This window comes from Catellatospora tritici (assembly GCF_019083965.1).
GTDB classification, from domain to species: domain Bacteria; phylum Actinomycetota; class Actinomycetes; order Mycobacteriales; family Micromonosporaceae; genus Catellatospora; species Catellatospora tritici.
The window spans coordinates 1-18,630 of record NZ_JAHRCY010000009.1 but is presented as its reverse complement, the minus strand read 5'-3'; the positions used below and the strand labels follow the sequence as shown (position 1 = coordinate 18,630).

Genomic DNA, 18,630 nt, shown 5'->3' with positions numbered 1-18,630 from the left:
TCAGCCCGCGCCGCCGACCGTGCAGGTGGCCAGCAGCCGTGCCGCCGCCGACTGCCGGTAGGCGCGGTCGGTCAGTAGCGCCGCCTGCACCGGTGCCAGCACCCCGGTCGTGTTCACCTGGAACTTCAGCGCCAGCTCCGCCTCGGTCAGCGGGTGCTCGGCGCTGCCGCGGGAGGAGTCGACCCGGTGCTCCAGCAGCTGACCCGAGCTGGTGCGGACCCGCAGCACCGCCGCGAACGCCGCCGGGAACAGCTCGGTCGCCCGCTCGTCGGCCACGCAGGTCACCTTCGCAGCCAGCGCCAGGCAGTCCGCGCGCAGCTCGGTGAAGTCGCCCAGACTCAACCCCAGCCCGCCCCCGCCGAGCAGCGCCGCCGCCACCGTGTACGGCCCGGAGAACTTCCCGTGGTACGCCGTCTGCGGCCGCGTCTTCTCGGCCGCCGGTTCGGCGATGGTCCGCAGCACCGGCGCGGCGACGCCAAGTTCGACGGAGGTGACCTCGGCCGGGTCCAGCCCTTTCGCCCGCAGGGCCAGCGCGCAGTCGATGCCCGGGTGGGTGAAATGGTTGGTGGGGTAGGGCTTGTAGACCGTCCGGGACAGTTCCCACCGGGTGCCGAGCTCTGCCAGCAGCGCGTCGGCGTCGAACTTCCTGTCGGTGTACGCGGCGAAGAACCCGAACCGCCCCTCCAGTACCGTCGGCGGCCCGGTCAGCCCGTCGGCGGCGAACACCGCCGCGCTGACCCCGGCGTGCGCGGCCCAGCCGCAGTGCGTCTTCTTGACCGTGCCGCCGGTGCGGTTGGCCTCGATCAGCCCGGCGCCCATGCTGGCGGCGATCCCCATCGCGTGCGCGACCCCGGCCGCGTCCAGGCCGTACAGCAGCGTGGCGGCGGCCGCTGCGCCGATGGTGCCGCAGATCGAGGTGGCGTGCAGGCCGCGTTCGAAGAAGACCGAATTGCGCAGCGTACGGTCGTAGGCGGCCATGCCGAGCCGGTTGCAGATCTCGATGCCCGCGGCCACCGCCCGCACCAGCGCCGGGCCGTCGGCGCCGGTCGCCTCGGCGGCGGCGAGCGCGGCGGGCACGATGCTCGCGCTGGGGTGCAGCACCGACGGCAGGTGCGTGTCGTCGAAGTCGAGCGCGTGCGCCATCACCCCGTTGACCAGTGCGGCGGCGGGGGCGGGCAGGCGGTCGCCGGTGCCGATGACGGTGGCCTCGGCGGTGCCGCCCCAGCGGCGCACCGAGGCGAGCACGGCCCGCACGGCCGGGTCGTTCTGGGCGGCCAGGGCCAGGCCGAGGATGTCGAGGATGCGGCCGGGCACGCCGTCGGGCACGGCACCGTCGCGGCAGGACACGGCGAAGTCGGCCAGGGTGTGCACGGCGCGATCGGGGTGCACGGCAGCGGTGTTCATGGGTGCGGTGTTCATGGGTGCGGTGTTCACGCCAGCACCGCCAGGGGCCGGACCGGCGCGCCGGTGGCACCGACGATGGGCAGCGGGTTGAGCACCAGCAGGATCTCGCGAGCGCCGGTGCGCAGCAGCGCGTCGAGGTTCATCGTCTCGACGATGTGGACGCCGTGCTCGACCAGCAGCACCCGGTGCGCGGGCAGCACGGCGTGGCCGCGCCCGGCCGGGATGTGCTCGAACGCGATGGTCTCGGCCCCGACTGCGACGGGCCGGTGCGCGGCCAGCCAGCGCGCGGCGGCCTCGCCGGGTCCGGGGGTGCCGTCGCGGCCGCCGACGAACGCGTCGTGCTCGTGCCAGCGGCGCGACCAGCCGGTGCCGATCAGGATGGTCTCGCCCGGGTTCAGCTCCAGCCCGTCGGCGGCCGCGGTCAGGTCGTCGGGGGTGACCTCGTAGCCGGCGGGCAGCACGTCGACGCCGTGCACCCGGGCCACGTCCAGCACCACGGCCCGGCCGAGGTACGGCGGGAAGGTGTCGATGCCGAGGTCGCTGAAGCCCTGGTGCGACTGGAGTCCGGTCGCGTCGACGTCGCCGTGCAGGCGCCCGTCCTGCGATACGTGGGCCAGGGCGTCGACGTGGGTGCCGACGTGGCCGCCGGTGACGATGAGTTCGTTGGCGGCCGAGCCGCCGTCGGGGCGGAGCATGTCGCCGTGGCGGCGCTCCAGGGCCATCCGGAACGGGGGATGGTTGGGCGACTGGGGCATGCCGCGGCGCATCGGCTGGGCCAGGTCGAGGACCTGGCGTCCGCGTACCGCCGCCCACGGCGTGGTGGCCGCGCGGCCGCTGGGCGCCGGTTGCAGGTCGTGTCGGTCCAGGTCGAGGCCCTGCATCAGATCACTCCGCTCTCGCGCAGGGCGGCCAGTTCGGCGGGGTCCAGGCCGAGCCGGTCGCGGTAGACGGCGTCGTTGTCGGCCCCGCGCGGGCGGCCGGTCCAGCCGATGTGGCCGGGGGTGTGCGACATGCGGTAGAGCACGTTGGGCATGCGTACCGGCCCGAGCACGGGGTCCTCGACGGTGGTGATCGTGTCGAGGGCGGTGTACTGCGGGTCGGCGAAGATGTCGGCGATGTCGTAGATCGGGGCGACCGCGGCCTGGGCGCGGTCGAAGGCCTCGGTGACCTCGGCCAGGTCGCGTTGCGCGACCCAGGCGGCGACGTGGGAGTCGAGCAGGTCGGCGTGGGCGGCGCGGCCGACGCCGCTGGCGAACCAGGGTTCGTCGATGACCTCGGGGTGCCCGACCAGCCGCATGACGCGTTCGGCGATGGCCTGGGCGCTGGTGGAGACGGCCACCCAGCGGTCGTCGCGGGTGCGGTAGGTGTTGCGCGGGGCGTTGTTGACCGACCGGTTGCCGGTGCGGGGCTGGATCAGCCCGAGCTGGTCGTAGACCATGGCCTGCATGCCGAGCACGGTCACCAGCGGCTCGATGATGGCCAGGTCGACGACCTGGCCGGTGCCGCCGGCGCGGTCGCGATGGTAGAGCGCGGTGAGCACGGCCTGGGCGCAGACCAGCGCGGACACCCCGTCGGCGAGCCCGAACGGGGGCAGGGTGGGTGGACCGTCGGGTTGGCCGGTGATCGCGGCGAAGCCGCTCATCGCCTCGGCGAGGGTGCCGAAGCCGGGGCGGTGCGCGTACGGTCCGGATTGGCCGAACGCGGTCACCCGGGCGATGACCAGGCGGGGGTTGAGCTGGTGCAGCACCTCGGGGCCCAGGCCCCAGCGTTCCAGGGTGCCCGGCCGGAAGTTCTCGATCAGCACGTCGGCTTCGGACAGCAGCTGTCTCGCCAGCCTCGCGCCTTCGGCGCGGCCTAGGTCGAGGGTGATCGCGTGCTTGTTGCGGCCCAGCATGGTCCACCACAGCGGCACGCCGTCGTGGGACGGCCCGTGGCCGCGCGACGGGTCGCCCTTGGCCGGGTGTTCGATCTTGATGACGTCCGCGCCGTAGTCGCCGAGGATCGTCGCGGCGAGCGGACCGGCGAACAGGGTCGCGGCGTCGATGACGGTGACCCCGGACAGGGCTGCGGTCGGCATGGCGCAACGGTAGCGGCTCTACCCGGAAAATGGAAACCTCGTTACAGTGTGCGAAACGCAGCTCTGGGAGGTAATCACCGTGGTCCGCTACGACCTGCTGGTCAAGAACGGGACGCTGGTCCTGCCGTACGTCGGCACCGTATGCGCTGATCTGGGTGTGCGCGACGGGCGGATCGCCGCGATCGCCGACGACATCCCCGCCGCGCAGGCCGACCAGGTGCTCGACGCCCGCGACCGGCTCGTCTTCCCGGCCGCCGTCGACGCCCACTACCACCTCGGCATCTACCGCGACCTGGCGCTGGACGCCGCCGAGGAGACCCGTTCGTCGCTGGTCGGGGGAGTGGGCACGGTGCTGTCGTACTTCCGTACCGGCCAGCACTACCTCAACCGCACCGGGCCGTACGCGGAGATCTTCCCGCAGGTTCTCGACGCCGTCGCCGGGCACGCCTGGACCGACTACGGCTTCCACCTCGCGCCCATGGACACCGCGCAGGTCGGCGAGGTCCCGTCGCTGGTCGACGCGCACGGGGTCAGCTCGTTCAAGTACTACATGTTCTACAAGGGCTTCAACCTGTCGGCCGACTCCCGCGACGCCAAGTCGTTCACCATGAGCGACGAGTACGACCTCGGCCACCTGTACCAGCTCATGGAGGCCGTCGCCGCCACCCGGCGCGAAGGCCGCCGGGTCTCCCTGTCGCTGCACTGCGAGCAGGCCGAACTCATGCGCCTGTTCATCGACCGGGTACGCGCCGCGGGTGACCCGCAGACCCTGAAGGCCTACTCCGACGCCCGCCCGCCGCTGACCGAGCAGGTCGCCATCGGCGAGGCCACCACCCTGGCCCGCGCCACCGGCTGCCCGGTCAACCTGCTGCACCTGTCCAGCGCCGCCGCGATCGCCGCGGCCGCCGCCGCCAAGGCCGACCGGTCCCTGGATCTGCGCTGCGAGGTCACTCTGCACCACCTGTGCCTGGACCACGAGAGCCTGGACCGCAAGGGCGGCCTGGGCGCCAAGGTGAACCCGCCGATCCGGGCGGTGTCCGACACCGAGGCGCTGTGGGCGGCGGTGCTGGACGGCACCGTCGACTGGGTCGCCTCCGACCACGCCTGCTGCATGGAGGAGCACAAGGGCGACGCGCTGTGGCCCGCGCTGCCCGGCTTCGGCGGCACCGCGCTGCTGTACCCGATCCTGCTCAGCGAGGGCATGCACAAGCGCGGCCTGTCGGCGCAGCGGGTCGCGGAGCTGGCCTCGGGCAACCCCGCGCGGGCGTACGGGCTGGGCGGGCGCAAGGGCAGCCTGATGGTCGGCGCGGACGCGGACCTCACCATCGTCGACCCGGAACTGGAGCAGGAGGTCACCACCGACCTGCTGCTGTCGGGCCAGGACCACTGCCCGTTCGAGGGCCACCAGGTCAAGGGCTGGCCGGTGACGACCGTGGTCGGCGGCCGCGTCGCCTACACCGACGGCGCGGTCGTCGGCAGCCCCGGCGGGCGGTACGTCGTCCGCTGACATCGCGGCGGGCACTCGTCGACAGCGGCTTTGGGCCGAACACCGATCCGGGGCATCATGGGAGATGTCGACGGACGAGGGCACGCCAGGACCGGACCCACTGCTCTATCCGGAGGTCGTCCGAGCCGGGGGGCTGGTGAACGCGCTGCACGCCGAGTTCGACCTGATCGGCCTCACTCTTCGGGCCCAGCTGGACGAAGACCCCGCGTGCGGCGGTCGGGTGGCCTCGGTGCAGGACACCGACCGTCGCACCAAGGTGACGCTGTCGGCCCGTGAGCGACGGTTCCGGATGAGCGTCAGGAGCGGGAAGGTCACCATGGCGTCCGGGTTCGCGCCGGACCTGGCGGCTGTGGCCGATGTCGCGCGCCGATGGCACGGCGGGGCGCGCCTGCCCGAGCTGGCGGCCGCCTGGCCGTTCCTGGGGTCGGTCGCGCTCGCCGAGTGCCGTGAGCGTGACGACGCGCTGGAGGCGGCGTGGCTGTCGCTGTACGAGAACCACACTCAGGACGCGGTGCGGGGCCGCCTGCACTCCTTCGTCGCGTTGGCGTTCCACGAGCCGAGCCTGCGCCGCCTTCGGCCCTTCACCAGCCACTGGACCCTCGGCTTCAGCACCGCCGCACGCTACCCCTGGTCCGGTGCCCATCCATCGGTTCATCCGCTGGAGCCGGGCACCTACCTCGTCCGGGCGGCGGACGGCCGTGAACTGGGCGTCGCCGACGCCGCCGGAAGCCTCGCGCTCGTCCTGGCCGCGCTGGAGGACTCGCCATCCGGGCAGCCCGGCGCGTAGCCAGGCACGCCGCCGACCCCGGCGCGCGGCACGTCGCCCGCTGGGCCATCTCCCGTCCGGACGCGGCTTGCCAGGAGGGGCTACCCTCCCGGACCGTGAGTGATCATCGGGTTCGTCCGTCGCGGGTAGTCATCTCCGTCGTGGCCGTGGTGGCCGCCGTCGCCGCCGCGGTGTGGCTCAGCGACCAGGCGGCGTACTCAGTGGAGTGGCTGGACAGGGCGCAGCGCGGGCTGCGCGACGACGGCTTCGGCATCGTCTCCTGCTACGCCGCCGGGATCGTGCTGGGCACCACGTTGCACAGCATCCCGGCGCTGCGGCACGGCCGGGTGCTGGCCGCGGCCTGGGGCGCGGCCGGGCTGCTGACGGCGTACGGGGCGGTGGTCACCGGCGTGGCGTGGCTGCTGGCCGAGGTCGCCCCGGCCCTGTCGGCCGGCGGCCGCCGCCACGACCCCGGCGCGCTGTACACCACCTGGCTGGTCTGCGTGCTGCTGCCGGTGGCGGGGGCCGTCTGCGCCGGCGGCCTGTTCCCGCGCCGCCGTACGCCGCAGCCCGCCGACCGGCCCGCACCGAACGGCCCGGTCGCCGTCCTGAAATCCGGCGCCGTCCTCGTCAGCGGCTCGATCGGCTGGGCGATCGGCGGGATCGTGCTGATCCTGCTGCTGATCGCCATCGTGATCAAGCTGCTCGCCTGAGCGCGGGCTCGGCCGGGTGTCAGCGGCCCCGGAACTCGTCGGCGGGCAGGCTGTCCCACATGGTGTTCGCGATCGCCCGGACCACCGCGAACACCGGCCGGGTCAGCACCACGTCCCCGACCCGCTGCACCCGGATCAGCAGCCCCAGCTCCTCCAGCCCCAAGTCGCCCTCCGGGCATGGCGCGGACCGGTTCGAGGCGCGGATCGAGTCTGCGAGCCGGACGGTCACCCGGTCCACGCCCGTACGCCCAGGTCGAATGACCTGGGCGTACTTCTCCTCCGGGCCGTGATCTCCCCTGGCGTCAAGCCGTCGAGACCGCGCACAGGTCCATCATCGACAGGAACCGGCTGCGGAAGGCGGGTCAGCGGAGAGGAGACCAGTCGGCGAGGTAGGTCGCCACGGTGTACGCCTCCGCCTGCGAATCGGTCAGCTGCGGCCGGTCGGTGCCGTCTCCGCCGGGCGGCAACGCCCCCGGCCCGTAGTTGCGGTACTCGGCGAAGCGGGCGTCTCGCCAGGAGAACCCCGACATGTCGGTCCACGGCGTGCCCTTGACCGCCGCCGGCAGGCTGCTCTCCCGGATCACGACCTGGGCCTGCGCGTTCGGGTCGTTGCTGGGGTGCCAGGGGCGGCCGAGGTAGTAGGTCTGCTCGGGGGCGTCGCTGGTCAGCCTCGAGTGGATGATCAGGTAGCCGTGCGGGTTGACCAGCTGCGTGCTGGCCGCGGTGAAGTAGCCGGCCGGGTTCAGCCCGCGGTCGAGGCCATGGATGTGGACTCGATCGAAGACGGCGGTGGCGCGGCCGAAGATGAAGTCGACGTCGCCTTCGACGTAGGAGTCACGGATGTACACCCGGGACGTGTAGGCCGCGCCGGGAGTGTCCACGTACAGCGTGTCCTGGTTGCCGAGGAACCGCACGTTCGAGAAGGCGATCCGGTCGCCGGTGGTCTTGACCGCGACGGCCTGCTTGCTTGAGATCGCCGGGTGAGCGGCCTCGTCGAAGTCGTTGGCGAAGGTCACGTCGCGGGCGGTGAAGTCGTCGCCCTTCAAGGTGACCGTGGCGCTGCCGGTGGTGCCGTAGGTCGTCCCGTCCGGCTTGAGGCAGCCGTTGCAGTGGTTCTCCACGATCACCACGTCCTCGGGCCGGCCGCTCGTGCCGACGATCGCCAGGTTCGGCTTCTCCGCCGGTACTGTCACGGTCTCCCGGTACAGTCCCGGGCGTACCCGGATGACGACGCGGGCCTGGCTGCCCGCGGGCGCGGCGTCGACCGCGGCCTGGACCGTGGTGACGTCGCCCAGACCCGTGGGGTCGACGGTGATCTGCTCCTCGCGGTCCGCGCGCCCGGCGCCCGCGAGATCGCCCAGCACGCGTGCCAGCTGGGTGGGGGCATGCACCGCGGTGCGCAAGGTCGGGGTCCAGCCGGCGTCCGCGCCGAGCTGCTCCACATTCACCGCGTTGTACGCCGAGAGCAGGTCCACCACCTGGCCGTTGACGACATTGTCGGACGCGGTGATCGCCGTACCCTTCCAGTACTTGATGACCTGCGCGGGGTTCACGCCCTCGGGCAGCTCGAAGGCGTTGTGCTGGGCCACGATGGCGGAGCTGACGCCGACGCCCCAGCTGTAGGAGTAGGCGCTCGCGTCGGTGACCTGGTACAGGTTGTTGAAGACGTCAGCCTGGCCGAACCGCACGCGAGGCACCCGCTGTCCGACGTTGTGGTAGACGTTGTGGTGGATGGTGACGTGCAGTTTGCCCTCGTCGCCGTTGGTGGTCTTGTCGGTGTTGCCGATCAGGTGGGTCTTGTCGTGGTCGGCGAAGACGTTCCACGACATGGTGACCAGATCGCTGCCGCGGATCAGGTCGACCAGGCCGTCGTGCCACTGGTACGGCCGCCCGAAGTAGAGCGGCTGGGAAGTGTCCGGGTAGCGGCCGTCGCCGAATGTGTTGTGGTCGATCCAGACGTGCGTCGAGCCGTAGGTCAGCGTGATCGCGTCGTATTCCGAGTTCCAGTTGCCGGTCGCGCCGTCGGTCGGATCCCAGCTCGGGAAGCAGTCGACCGGTGCCTCGATCGTGAGGTTGCGGATGATGACGTTGTCGACGCCGCTGAGGACCAGGTTCATCCCGGACAGCCGGGCGCCGCCGCCCATCCCGAAGATCGTGGTGTTGCCGTACACCCGGATTTTGGTCTCGGCGCCCTGGTTGGCCTGCGAAGCCGCCCGCGCGGTCTCCAGCGGGCCGCTGGGCTTGGCCGTCCGGCCCCACCCGGCCGGGTCGTATGCCGCGAGGTAGGCGTCGAGGCTGTAGGCCGGATCGGCGTACCGGGCGCAGCCGTCGGGCGCGTCGTCGCCGTCGACCTTCCCGGTGACGAAGACCAGCCGGGGCGCCGGATCGGTGCCGTCGCCCAACGCGGCGACCAGTTCCTCGCGGTCGTGGACCCGGAACGTGTGTGCCGCGTCGGCCTGGGCACCGCCCGTCGTTCCCGTGGTCGCCGAGCCCCAGCCATCGTTCGGCGGCAACGCCTGGCGGCCGACGGCGAGGGGACCGTTGTTCGGGACGTGGCCGGAGGCGGGGGCGCCGGCGGCGGTCAGGCTGACGGCGACGAGGCTGAGGGCGAGCAGGAGGCGTGATTTACGCATTCGCGCACGTTACGAAACGTCGCACCGGCTGCAAATATTTCTGCACATGGAAATACATAAATGTTGTTGCGCGCGCGGAACGCCCCTTGTGGGAAGCTATTTGATGACTATGTCAACACGAGTTGCAATCGTTTGCAGTTGCAGTCTGAGGCGAGTTCATGCGCACCGCGACAGGTCACGCTCCCCACCCGTACCAGGCGCGGCTGGCCGCCGAGGGGCTGCCCGAACTGCTCACCGCCCCGACGGGTGCGGGTAAGAGCGTCGCGGGCGTGCTGCCCTGGCTCTACCGGCGGCTGATCGCCGCGCCGGAGAGCACGCCGCGCAGGCTGGTGTACGTGCTGCCGCAGCACAGCCTGCCCGATCAGCTGCACGAGCGGATCGGAACCCAGATGGCGGACGGCCATCCAGCACCTCGCGGCGCTGGACGTCGCCTGCGGTACTAAAGGGTCATGTTGTCGACCCTTTTGCGTAAACGACTTCGACGATCGTGGGGCGCCCGATGTATGACGTGCATCGGCCTTGGTCGTAATCCCGATACCTCGCTTTCGTAACAACCTGGATGCTGTGCGTGACTGCTCGGCTCGACGGCTCGGTCGGCTGCGGTGGAGTCAGGTCAATCCGGGGAGAGGTGGGATGGTGCGGACTGCTCGCCACTGTCCGTGATTCGGCAGGTGCAGGAAGCGTTGGTCGGCGCTCCCGTCTGGGATGGATCGCCGGTGTGCTCTTGTGCGCGAGCGCGCATGGCCGGCCGACCTACCTGACCCGTCACCTTGGCGGGATCTGCTCGCGAATCTTCCAATCCTGCTCGGGGCCCAGGTGTCCGCCATTGGCTGAGGGGAAGGCATTTCATGCATCTGAGTCGGAAATGGGTAGCAGCCGGTGTCCTCGCGAGCCTGGGGGTCCTGGCCAGCGTGCTGTGGATCAACAGGGCGGAGGCCCACCCCATCCCTGGGGGAGGGCTGAATGGCAAGGGCGTGGAGACGCTCTGTCACGATGCAACGGGGTTCTCGTGCACCAAAGAGAGCGGCTACGACGGCACCGGCGACCAGGTGGTGGGCCTCGGGTGGCTGCGCCACCACTACTGGGACCACGGCACTCCTGGACCGAACGGCACGCGACACAACTGCACGACCTATGCGGCATACCGGCTCAAGCAGAACGGTTACGCCTTCCCGGGCTGGACTGGTGACGCGACCACCTGGGCAAAGAAGGCGGCTACGGCAAAGGTGCATGTCACCGTCGACCAAACACCTGCCGTGGGCTCGATCGCGCAGTGGGTCAGCGGCAAGGCTGGCCATGTCGCCTATGTCGAGTCCGTAAGCTCGACCTATATCGAGACTACAAGCGACAGTTACCAGTTTGGCGCGCCGAAGGGAACCGACCACCTGCGGATCCAGCGCGGCTCCGAATACATGCCAGACAACTTCATCCATTTCAAAGACATCCCGCAGTCCGTGCCGGCTCAGCCGACCAGCCCGAGGGTCACCGCCACGACGGCCGACAGCGCGGTCCTGAACTGGAGCGACGCTTCAAACAACGAGGACAGCTTCGTCTCTCAGTACCGGATCGGCAGCGGTAGCTGGACCGGCGGCCCGACGGCCGGCGCCAACACGACGTCGATCACCGTCGCCGGCCTGCGGCCCGGCACCGACTACACGTTCCAGGTGGGCGCGAAGAACATCAAAGGGACGAAGTGGTCGGCCTACTTCTCGGGCAGGACGCCGTACCTGCCAGCCGAGCCGACCGATCCTAAGATCAAATCGATGACGGACACCGCCGCGCAGCTGATCTGGAAGGATGCCTCGAACAACGAGGACAGCTTCGTCTCGCAGTACCGGGTTGGTGAAGGCCCCTGGATCGCGGGACCGGCAGCAGCCGTCAACGCGACCTCCGTGACCGTCGGCGGCCTACAGGCCGCCACAAGTTACACGTTCCAGATCGGCGCCAAGAACGCAGCGGGCACCAAATGGTCCGCCTACGTCGTCGGCACGACTGCCCAGACGCTTGCGGTCGAGCCGGCAAACCCCTCGATCTCGGCGACGACCGACACCACTGCGACACTTACCTGGACTGATGCCTCCACCAACGAGGACAGTTTTGTATCCCAATACAGGATCGGTAGCGGATCGTGGAAGGCCGGTCCCGTGGTGGGCGCCAACGCCACGTCGATGACGGTGAGCGGTCTGCAAGCGGCCACCAGCTACGTGTTCCAGATCGGCGCCAAGAACGCAGCAGGTACGAAGTGGTCCGCCTACGTCACTGGCACGACCGCACAACCAGCGCCGACACTGCCCGCCGAACCGACCAACCCGAGGGTGACCTCCACCACCACCACGAGCACTGTGCTCGCCTGGACCGACGTGGCCAACAATGAGCAAATCTACGTCTCGCAGTACCGGATCGGCAGTGGCTCCTGGATCGCCGGCCCGACGGTGGGTGCCAACGCAACCTCGATGACGGTCAACGGCCTGCAGCCTGCCACCAGTTACACGTTCCAGATCGGCGCGAAGAACGCGGTCGGCACGAAGTGGTCGGCGTACGTGTACGGCTCGACTGCCCAGTCCCAGACGGCGTATCACGCTGGATTCTCAGCGACCGTCGACAAGTATGCGAGCACTGGCTTGTCGGGTCACAAGGGGCCCGGAGATCAGTATGCGGCTGGTCCGACGCATCCGATAGGTGCGGCGATCCACATCTACTGCTACGTCGACGGCCAGTCGATCACGAATTCGCACTACAACTACACCACCACCATCTGGGACCTGTCCGACGATGGGTACTTCTACACCGACGCCTGGCTGTACACGGGTACAAACGGCGCTGTCGTTCCGAAATGCGGATCGTTCAACGCGACTGTCGACAGGTACGCGAGCACTGGCTTGTCGGGTCACAAGGGGCCCGGAGACCAGTACTCGGCTGGTCCGACGCACCCGATAGGTGCGGCGATCCACATCTACTGCTACGTCGACGGCCAGTCGATCACGAATTCGCACTACAACTACACCACCACCATCTGGAACCTCTCAGATGACGGCTACTGGTACACCGACGCCTGGCTATACACGGGAACAAACGGCGCCGTCGTTCCACGATGCCGGTAAAGCCTGGTTGTGGTCGCGGGATGCGGCGCGGTCGAAGATCGGTGGCCTGCCATCGCTTCGCCTGCGCCGCATCCTGATGAGCGCGCGGGCACCGCACTGGTGGTCCCGGGGGGCGAGGGGAAGTCCGTCCATGTCGTATCTCACTTGCTGGGCGTACCGGGATGGCGCTCGCCGCGGCGGAGTCCGCAGCGGGAAGCGCGGCGGCGCTGGCACCATGAAGGTATGAGCGTGACTCCACCGAGCCCTGCCGACGGGTGGGACGCGAGCTACCAGGCAACGCCACCGTGGGACATCGGCCGGCCCCAACCGGCCCTCATGGCCTTCGCAACCTCGGGTGGCCTGCGTGGGCGGGTGCTCGACGTCGGCTGCGGTACCGGCGAGCATGTGCTGCTGGCCGTGTCCCTCGGCCTGGACGCCACCGGTGTCGACATCGCGCCGACGGCGATCCGGCTGGCGCAGGAGAAGGCCGCGGCGCGCGGGGTCACCGTGCCCCGCTTCGTCGTGGGAGACATCCTCTCGCCGGCGACCCGGGTGGAGCTGGGCGGCCCGTACGACACGATCACCGACTCCGGGGTGTTCCACACTTTCGCCGACGTCGACCGGCCGGCCTTCGTCTCCGCTGTGCGGTCATTGCTGTCGGCGGGCGGACGCTACGTGATGCTGGTCTTCAGCGACGCCGAGCCCGGCACGTGGGGGCCGCGGCGGATCAGCCGCACCGAGATCAACACCGCGCTCGGCGACGGCTGGCAGATCGAGTCGATCGAGCCGGTGACGATGGAGGTCGTCGGTCTCCCGCAGCACGAGGTGCGCTGCTGGCTGACGGTCGCCAGGACGGTGGACTGACCAGGCGGCGACAGCGTGGGGGCATCGTCTCCGGGTGCGTGACACACGCAGCGGTGACCGGGTCGCCGGTCCGCCCGTTGATCTAGACGGCTGCTGATCCCTGTCCCCGCTACGGGAGTCGGACGCCGCAAGGCACCTATCGAAACACCTGGATACGGCCGGATACCCGAACAGATCACCGGGCACCCGTTGATTCGGTGCGCTTGGGTACGGGCGCGACATGCCAGCTCGGGTCGATCTGCGGATCTGTGTTGCCGATCTGGAGGCGCTGAACGGCACCCCGATCCTCGACGTCAAGCCGGTGCTCTCCGGCGGTCGGTGATGGTCCCGCGACGTCCGCCGCGAGACCATCACCGTCTGCGCTAGCTGCAGAGACCGCCGCAGGTGCCGCCACCGCTGGTCGGCGCGGCCTCGCTGGGACTGGGCAGGTCGGGACGTCCCTCGGGTTGCGCCGTGGTGACCCGGGGCGGCGAGAGCAGGTTGTTTCCGGTGGCGAGGTCCGAGTCGATCAGCGACACGACGCCCGGGTCGTTCGGGTTCGCCGGGTCGTTCTCGAAACCGGGCGCGGTCCAGCCGTCGACCACGGTGATGGCGGCGCCCCGCATACGCAGCGTCTTGTCGACCATCTCGAACGTGACGATGTCAGTGTTGGCGTCCGGGTCGACGTATTCTTCGTCGTCCGGATCGTCGCTGTCCTCGTAGTGAGCGTCGTCCGTGGTGCAGTTGCTGCCGCTGGCGTCGCAGCTCTGGACGACCTGCGAGGTCGAACCCCAGGACCCGTCCTTCGAGATGTAGGTGGCCGTGGTGACCACGACCGTACCGATGACCTTGCCGTCATCGTCGCGGACGAAAGTCGTGCTGACCTCGACGGCGCTCGACCCGCCGTCCGGATGCTCGTGAATGTCGACGTAGGTCACGTTGGTCGTGTCACCGTTCGGCAGGAACGTGGACCGCTTCTCGCGCGAGCCGGTGGAGGTGTCCTGGTGCTGGACGACCGTAGTCGGGCCCTCCGAGCCATCGGAGTTGGTCGTCGTGACGACGGCTCCGCCCTCACCGTCGCTCCTCGACGTACGCGTGGTGCCGTCGTTGAACTCATACTGGGTGCCTGTGCCGTCGTCGATCAGCTTGCTGCTCCTGACCCCGCCGTGCTCCTGACCGAAGGTGTACCGCCGCTGGTCCTTCTCGACGGTGAGCAAGCTGCCGACTTCCGAGGAGCTGAAGCTGGCGCCTTCCTGCGAGAGCAGGGCAACGTCGATGCCGCCCACCTTGATGCCCGGCATGGAGCCCTTGCCACCCTTGCCGTTGAGCCCGAGGGTGAAACCGTGCGTCGGGTCCAGGTCGACGCCCTTGGTGTTGATCTCGCCGAAGGTCATGCCGAGGTGCTCGATCGTCGAGCGCCGGGAGCCCATGTCGAAGGCGCCGAGAACGTCGATGCCGGCCTCGGCGCGTGCGTCGAGGATCTGCTGCGGTACGGCCAGGAACGCGCCGAGGCCGGCCTCGAACGATGGCAGCTTACGGTCCACAGCCAGCTGCACGACTACGGTCAGCAGCGGGTGGCTCTTGGCGTCGTGGGGGTTCGTGCCCGCCATCAGTTCGTCGGCGTCACAGAAGCCATCCCCATCGGAGTCGACCACCTTCCAGGCGAAATAGCAGCCGGTCGGGTCGCACAGGTGCAGCGTGGCATAGCTGGGCTTGGGGTCGGCGGCATGGGCTGGAACCGCCGCGCCCAGCGAGGCTCCCAATGCCAGGAACCCCGCGAAGAGCACGGCCTGTAGCCGTCGCGATAGCGAATTCATTCTCAGAGAATGGCAGCTGCCACGAGATCGGCAGCCGGACGTAAGACAGATTCATGTCCGAAAGCTGGCACGGAATCCTGCCACCGGACCCGTCACCGGATCAGCCGTGCCGACGTATGAGCCATGCCGGCGCAACCGGCCGTGGTCGGCTCAGTGCCAGGCGAGGGTGGCGCGAAGACGCGCTCCTGATTCAGCCTTTGGTCACGGCACCACGACGAGCCTGCTGCCCCGCAGATCGGTGCGTTGCCAGGCGGTCTCGATATCGCTCAGTGGGACCTTCACCACGTCGAAGGTCAGCTCACCGGACTGCGCCCACGTCACGACCTGGCGATACACCTCCTGCATGGTCTGTGGGCCGAGCCCTTTGGCGGCGCCGTAGACCTCGACCCCGGAGGTGCGCAGGCTCTCCGCGGCGAGAGCGATCCCGGCGCCGGCGGACTCGCCGATCTGGATCAGCCGGGTCGGCTTCGGGAACGCGAATGACTGTGGGATCAGCGATCGCAGCAGAATCTCGGTGGGGCGGCCCCAGAGGTAGTCCAGCACGACGTCGTAGCCGTCCCCCTTGGCATCGAGGTACGCCTGCGCCAGCGCTTCGTCCGGTACGGCGGTGTTGATCACCGTATCGGCGCCAAGGGTTTGTACCTCACGCAGTTGGTCGTCGTCGCGGCCGGTCGCGATGATCCGTCCGGCGCCGAGCAACCGCGCCACCTTCACCGCGAGTCGCCCCGCGACCCCGGTGGCGCCCTGCACGAGCACGGTCTCGCCGGGCACGAAGCCGGCGGCGGTCTTGATGGACATGCCGGTGATCGCCGTGCCCAGCACGGTCGCGATCGCCGGATCGATACCCTCCGGGATCGGCACGTATGCGCCCTTGGGCACCACGGTCTTCTCGGCGAGCGCGCCGTAGGGTCGGCGCGGGTTGCCGAACCCGACCAGGGTGCCGTCCGGCAGTGCGCCGATGCCGTCGAAGGCGGGGATCGCCGGCAACTGTGCGGTGTACTGCCGGCTCGCGTAGTGCGTGCCGGCCGCGATGCGCTTGTCGACGTTCTCGACCGCGACCGCCTTGACGTCAATGATCACCTCGTCGTCACCGGCCACGGGATCCGGGAAGTCCTCGTAGCGAGGGATGCCACCGATCTCGTGCAACACCGCCGCCTTCATCACAGCTCCCGGCCGAAGAACGCCGCAACCCGGCGCTGCCAGGCCGACATGAACCGGGGAGGGCGGGCGGGTGAGTGGTTCCACCTGTGGTTCAGCGAAGGGTGAGGGGCACCGCGGCGCCGCCCGCGGCCGTGGACCGCCGTGCCCTGGTGTCCGGTCGGCCGCTCGGCGTGCGCGGGCACTCCGGGAATGCGATGTGTCGCCCAGTGCAGCAGGCCGCGGGGCGAGTGCTCGTTCGTCATCTTGATCTCCGTCTCTCTATCAGTGATAGAGACTCTAGCACTGATAGAGTCCCGGCGGGAGGTACCGAATTGGCGCTAGACCGACAGCGGATCGTCGCCGAGGCCGTCGCCCTGCTGGACGCCGAGGGTTTCGATGGGGTGACGACGCGCAAACTCGCCGCGCGGCTAGGGGTGCAATCGCCGACCCTCTACTGGCATCTGCCCAACAAGGCGGCCCTGGTCACCGCGATTGCCGACGCGATCCTCGACCAGCAGTTCGGCGACATGTCACCGCCCGACCCGGATCAACACTGGCAGGACTGGTTAAGCGGCCTGGCTGAGCGGCTGCGCCGAGCGCTGCTCGCCCATCCGGACGGCGCCCGGGTCATTTCAGCCTCCCAGCTCTCCCTCAAGATGGCAGCGATCTCCGAACTGGCCATGAGTACCCTGGTGGCGCGCGGCATCCCGTTGCGACAGGCCCGCGTTATCGTCCTGACCGTCGAGCGCTTCACGGTCGGCCATGTCCTCGAAGAGCAGGCCCCCCGCCCGGACGCGGACGCGCTGAAGAACTTCGACATGGCCGCATTCACCGAGCAGCACCCGACCGCGGTCGCCGCGATCGCCGAATACTTCCAACCCGGCCGCACCGTGGACGACCTGTTCCGCGACTGTCTAGAGGTGGTCATCGCGGGCGCCGCGGTCAAAGCCGGGGCCACCGTCTGACCGACCATCCGCTCTGCGGTAATGGAGCCGGCGCGATGGGCTCATCGAGCTGCTGGTCCGCGGCTTGCGGACACTCTGCCGAACCCCGGACAACAGGGGGCTGCTCGATCGACATGCGGCCATGGCACGTGCACCGTGTCCCGGAGCCGATGGTGTCATGCGAGCCGGCCCCGGGCGCGTCATCATGGCACTTCGCCCGTGACCTCATCGCCCGACACCGCGTCTACCAGGTACACCTGCTCGCCGGCACGCGGATCCCGGGCGTGCAGCACGTGGAACAGGGGCGAGGCCGGGCCACCGAGATCGACCACGGTTGCCCCGGCGCCCAGCACCGCGCGTTCCCACTGCTGCGGCGCGGTGAAGTCGATGCGGGTGACCACGCCCGGCGTCACCCATACCGGTATGCCCCGCAGCAGGCCGGACAGCTGTAGGTGGAAGTGGCCGCACAGGATCGCCCGCACGTCGGTGCCCTGCACCGCGTCCGCGAGGTCACCGGCATTACGCAGGTTCACCATGTCCATGATCGGCGAGGTGGGCACTGTGATCGGCGGGTGGTGCAGCACCAGCACCGTGCCCGCCACGGTGGGCTCGGCCAGCACGTTACGCAGCCAGGCCAGCTGGGCAGCGTCCACGTGGCCGTGGACCTGGCCTGGCACGAGGCTGTCCAGTGTGATCACACGCAGTCCGGCAACCGTGCTGACGGCGGCGCGCTGGCCGGACGCGCCGAACATGGTCGCGCCGATGTCGGTGCCGTCGGCGGCCAGGTGCCCGGAGCCGAGGACCGTGGCGAACGCCTCCCTGGTGTCGTGGTTGCCCGTGCAGTAGATGTGGGGGATGCCACGCTCGGCGCAGAACCGGCCCACCTGCGCGCGTACGCCCGCACAGCCCTCGGTGGAGCCGTCGTCGGCGATGTCGCCGCTCACAACGACCAGATTCAGCTCCGGCACGAAGCGCACGTCATGCAGGATCCGCGCAAGCGCGGCGGCGGCATCGACATCAGGGCTGTTCAGGTGAGTGTCGGACAGGTGCAGGATCCGGTGGCGGACGGTCACGGGCGCGTCTCCTCGTCTTGTCGACAAGGGGCACCCAGGCGGTCGACGCCCCGACTTTCACTCCCCGGTGGTCGCCCACCCGCGCCAGTCGTGTGTGCACAACCTAACCGTTGCAATTGAGTGTTCTCTAACGAGTACTCGTGTTGCAGTCGGCCGTTGCCGGCCGACGGTCCCCGTCTGACCCACCGAAGTGGTGCGGGGTGATCGCTTCGCAGCCACCTGCCACCACGGGGGTGGTCTTACGGTCGGCTCCACGGCCGTTTAGCGTCTGCCGGCCACTCCGGGCGACGTACTGCTGCAGGTTGAGTGCGGCGTTGAGATCGCGGTCAAGGCTCAGACCGCAGTGCTGGCAGGTGTAGGTCCGTACCCGCAGCGGCAGCTTGGGTCTCACCGCGCCGCAGGACGAACAGGTCTTCGAGGACGCGAACCAGCGGTCGGCGACGACCACCCGCCCACCGTGCCAGGCGGTCTTGTACTCCAATTGCCGCCGCAGGGTGGCCCAGCCCGCGTCGGCGATGTGCCGGGCCAGGCGCCGGTTGGCCATCATGGCCTTGATGTTGAGGTCCTCGACGACCACGGTGCCGTAGGTTGCGGCGAGGGTGGTGGTGAGTTTGTGCAGGCCGTCGGCGCGCA

The 18,630-nt window shown here is 69.6% G+C and carries 17 protein-coding genes and 1 riboswitch; of the genes, 7 read left to right on the top strand and 10 right to left on the bottom strand.

Annotated features, from left to right (window positions below; translation table 11 throughout):
• Genes KUA19_RS20930 through KUA19_RS20920 form a run of 3 tightly spaced genes read right to left on the bottom strand, consistent with a single transcriptional unit; the run spans position 1 to position 3,481 of the window.
• Positions 1-1,434, bottom strand: coding sequence for an MmgE/PrpD family protein (locus KUA19_RS20930; protein WP_308167550.1), 1,434 nt, complete (start codon positions 1,432-1,434; stop codon positions 1-3).
• A complete protein-coding gene (locus tag KUA19_RS20925; protein WP_217398049.1) occupies positions 1,431-2,285 on the bottom strand; it encodes a cyclase family protein in 855 nt (284 codons plus the stop codon). The genes KUA19_RS20930 and KUA19_RS20925 overlap by 4 nt, the downstream gene beginning before the upstream one ends.
• On the bottom strand, positions 2,285-3,481 hold the full coding sequence (locus KUA19_RS20920) for a CaiB/BaiF CoA transferase family protein (protein ID WP_217398047.1): 1,197 nt from the start codon (positions 3,479-3,481) through the stop codon (positions 2,285-2,287). Before KUA19_RS20920 ends, KUA19_RS20925 begins: the two co-directional genes overlap by 1 nt.
• A 46-nt stretch (positions 3,482-3,527) precedes the next feature.
• On the opposite strand from KUA19_RS20920, the gene KUA19_RS20915 reads away from it, so the two are divergent.
• The 3 genes from KUA19_RS20915 (at position 3,528) to KUA19_RS20905 (ending at position 6,467) form a co-directional block, all read left to right on the top strand.
• Entirely contained in the window at positions 3,528-4,988 is a 1,461-nt protein-coding gene (locus KUA19_RS20915) for a dihydroorotase (protein ID WP_308167549.1), read from the top strand.
• Between the two features lie 64 nt (positions 4,989-5,052).
• Positions 5,053-5,775 (top strand): DUF6193 family natural product biosynthesis protein, encoded by a 723-nt coding sequence (locus tag KUA19_RS20910; protein ID WP_217398046.1) that lies wholly within the window; start codon positions 5,053-5,055, stop codon positions 5,773-5,775.
• A 95-nt stretch (positions 5,776-5,870) separates the two neighbouring features.
• Positions 5,871-6,467: a hypothetical protein gene (locus KUA19_RS20905; RefSeq protein WP_217398044.1), complete on the top strand. Its 597-nt coding sequence runs from the start codon at positions 5,871-5,873 to the stop codon at positions 6,465-6,467.
• 19 nt (positions 6,468-6,486) lie between these two features.
• Here KUA19_RS20905 and KUA19_RS20900 read toward each other — a convergent pair whose 3' ends face one another.
• Together KUA19_RS20900 and KUA19_RS20895 are read right to left on the bottom strand one after the other, a co-directional pair.
• Complete coding sequence (locus KUA19_RS20900) at positions 6,487-6,696, bottom strand: hypothetical protein (protein ID WP_217398042.1); 210 nt, start codon at positions 6,694-6,696, stop codon at positions 6,487-6,489.
• A gap of 133 nt (positions 6,697-6,829) precedes the next feature.
• Positions 6,830-9,100 carry a pectinesterase family protein gene (locus tag KUA19_RS20895; protein WP_217398040.1) on the bottom strand — a complete coding sequence of 757 codons (2,271 nt, stop codon included), beginning with the start codon at positions 9,098-9,100 and terminating at the stop codon, positions 6,830-6,832.
• A gap of 158 nt (positions 9,101-9,258) precedes the next feature.
• Here KUA19_RS20895 and KUA19_RS20890 point away from each other — a divergent pair, with 158 nt between their 5' ends.
• From KUA19_RS20890 to KUA19_RS20880, 3 genes are all read left to right on the top strand, one after another.
• Positions 9,259-9,543 carry a DEAD/DEAH box helicase family protein gene (locus tag KUA19_RS20890; protein ID WP_217398038.1) on the top strand — a complete coding sequence of 95 codons (285 nt, stop codon included), beginning with the start codon at positions 9,259-9,261 and terminating at the stop codon, positions 9,541-9,543.
• Between the two features lie 405 nt (positions 9,544-9,948).
• Complete coding sequence (locus KUA19_RS20885; RefSeq protein ID WP_217398036.1) at positions 9,949-12,201, top strand: fibronectin type III domain-containing protein; 2,253 nt, start codon at positions 9,949-9,951, stop codon at positions 12,199-12,201.
• A 222-nt stretch (positions 12,202-12,423) separates the two neighbouring features.
• On the top strand, positions 12,424-13,044 hold the full coding sequence (locus tag KUA19_RS20880) for an SAM-dependent methyltransferase (protein WP_217398034.1): 621 nt from the start codon (positions 12,424-12,426) through the stop codon (positions 13,042-13,044).
• Between the two features lie 362 nt (positions 13,045-13,406).
• On the opposite strand, the gene KUA19_RS20875 is transcribed toward KUA19_RS20880, so the two are convergent.
• The 3 genes from KUA19_RS20875 to KUA19_RS20865 form a co-directional block, all read right to left on the bottom strand.
• Entirely contained in the window at positions 13,407-14,840 is a 1,434-nt protein-coding gene (locus KUA19_RS20875) for a thrombospondin type 3 repeat-containing protein (RefSeq protein WP_217398032.1), read from the bottom strand.
• Positions 14,841-15,041: 201 nt separating this feature from the next.
• Positions 15,042-16,001, bottom strand: a complete 960-nt coding sequence (locus KUA19_RS20870; protein WP_217398030.1) for a quinone oxidoreductase family protein — start codon at positions 15,999-16,001, stop codon at positions 15,042-15,044.
• Entirely contained in the window at positions 16,001-16,243 is a 243-nt protein-coding gene (locus KUA19_RS20865; protein WP_217398028.1) for a hypothetical protein, read from the bottom strand. The genes KUA19_RS20870 and KUA19_RS20865 overlap by 1 nt, the downstream gene beginning before the upstream one ends.
• A gap of 69 nt (positions 16,244-16,312) precedes the next feature.
• Between KUA19_RS20865 and KUA19_RS20860 the strand changes: the two genes are divergently transcribed.
• Positions 16,313-16,945 carry a TetR/AcrR family transcriptional regulator C-terminal domain-containing protein gene (locus KUA19_RS20860; protein WP_217398026.1) on the top strand — a complete coding sequence of 211 codons (633 nt, stop codon included), beginning with the start codon at positions 16,313-16,315 and terminating at the stop codon, positions 16,943-16,945.
• Between the two features lie 182 nt (positions 16,946-17,127).
• Here the strand turns inward: KUA19_RS20860 and KUA19_RS20855 are convergent, their stop codons facing one another.
• Positions 17,128-17,997, bottom strand: coding sequence for a metallophosphoesterase (locus KUA19_RS20855; protein ID WP_217398024.1), 870 nt, complete (start codon positions 17,995-17,997; stop codon positions 17,128-17,130).
• A 25-nt stretch (positions 17,998-18,022) separates the two neighbouring features.
• A riboswitch (ZMP/ZTP riboswitch) is annotated at positions 18,023-18,099 on the bottom strand.
• A 25-nt stretch (positions 18,100-18,124) separates the two neighbouring features.
• Positions 18,125-18,630 (bottom strand): RNA-guided endonuclease InsQ/TnpB family protein (locus KUA19_RS20850; protein WP_217398022.1); only part of this gene is annotated, 506 nt, incomplete at its 5' end.

Bases quoted from the DNA above. Each gene is read 5' to 3' on its own strand.
- KUA19_RS20925 (WP_217398049.1), bottom strand. From the start codon at position 2,285: ATGCAGGGCCTCGACCTGGACCGACACGACCTGCAACCGGCGCCCAGC.
- KUA19_RS20920 (WP_217398047.1), bottom strand. From the start codon at position 3,481: ATGCCGACCGCAGCCCTGTCCGGGGTCACCGTCATCGACGCCGCGACC.
- KUA19_RS20910 (WP_217398046.1), top strand. From the start codon at position 5,053: ATGTCGACGGACGAGGGCACGCCAGGACCGGACCCACTGCTCTATCCG.
- KUA19_RS20895 (WP_217398040.1), bottom strand. From the start codon at position 9,100: ATGCGTAAATCACGCCTCCTGCTCGCCCTCAGCCTCGTCGCCGTCAGC.
- KUA19_RS20890 (WP_217398038.1), top strand. From the start codon at position 9,259: ATGCGCACCGCGACAGGTCACGCTCCCCACCCGTACCAGGCGCGGCTG.
- KUA19_RS20885 (WP_217398036.1), top strand. From the start codon at position 9,949: ATGCATCTGAGTCGGAAATGGGTAGCAGCCGGTGTCCTCGCGAGCCTG.
- KUA19_RS20880 (WP_217398034.1), top strand. From the start codon at position 12,424: ATGAGCGTGACTCCACCGAGCCCTGCCGACGGGTGGGACGCGAGCTAC.
- KUA19_RS20875 (WP_217398032.1), bottom strand. From the start codon at position 14,840: ATGAATTCGCTATCGCGACGGCTACAGGCCGTGCTCTTCGCGGGGTTC.
- KUA19_RS20870 (WP_217398030.1), bottom strand. From the start codon at position 16,001: ATGAAGGCGGCGGTGTTGCACGAGATCGGTGGCATCCCTCGCTACGAG.
- KUA19_RS20865 (WP_217398028.1), bottom strand. From the start codon at position 16,243: ATGACGAACGAGCACTCGCCCCGCGGCCTGCTGCACTGGGCGACACAT.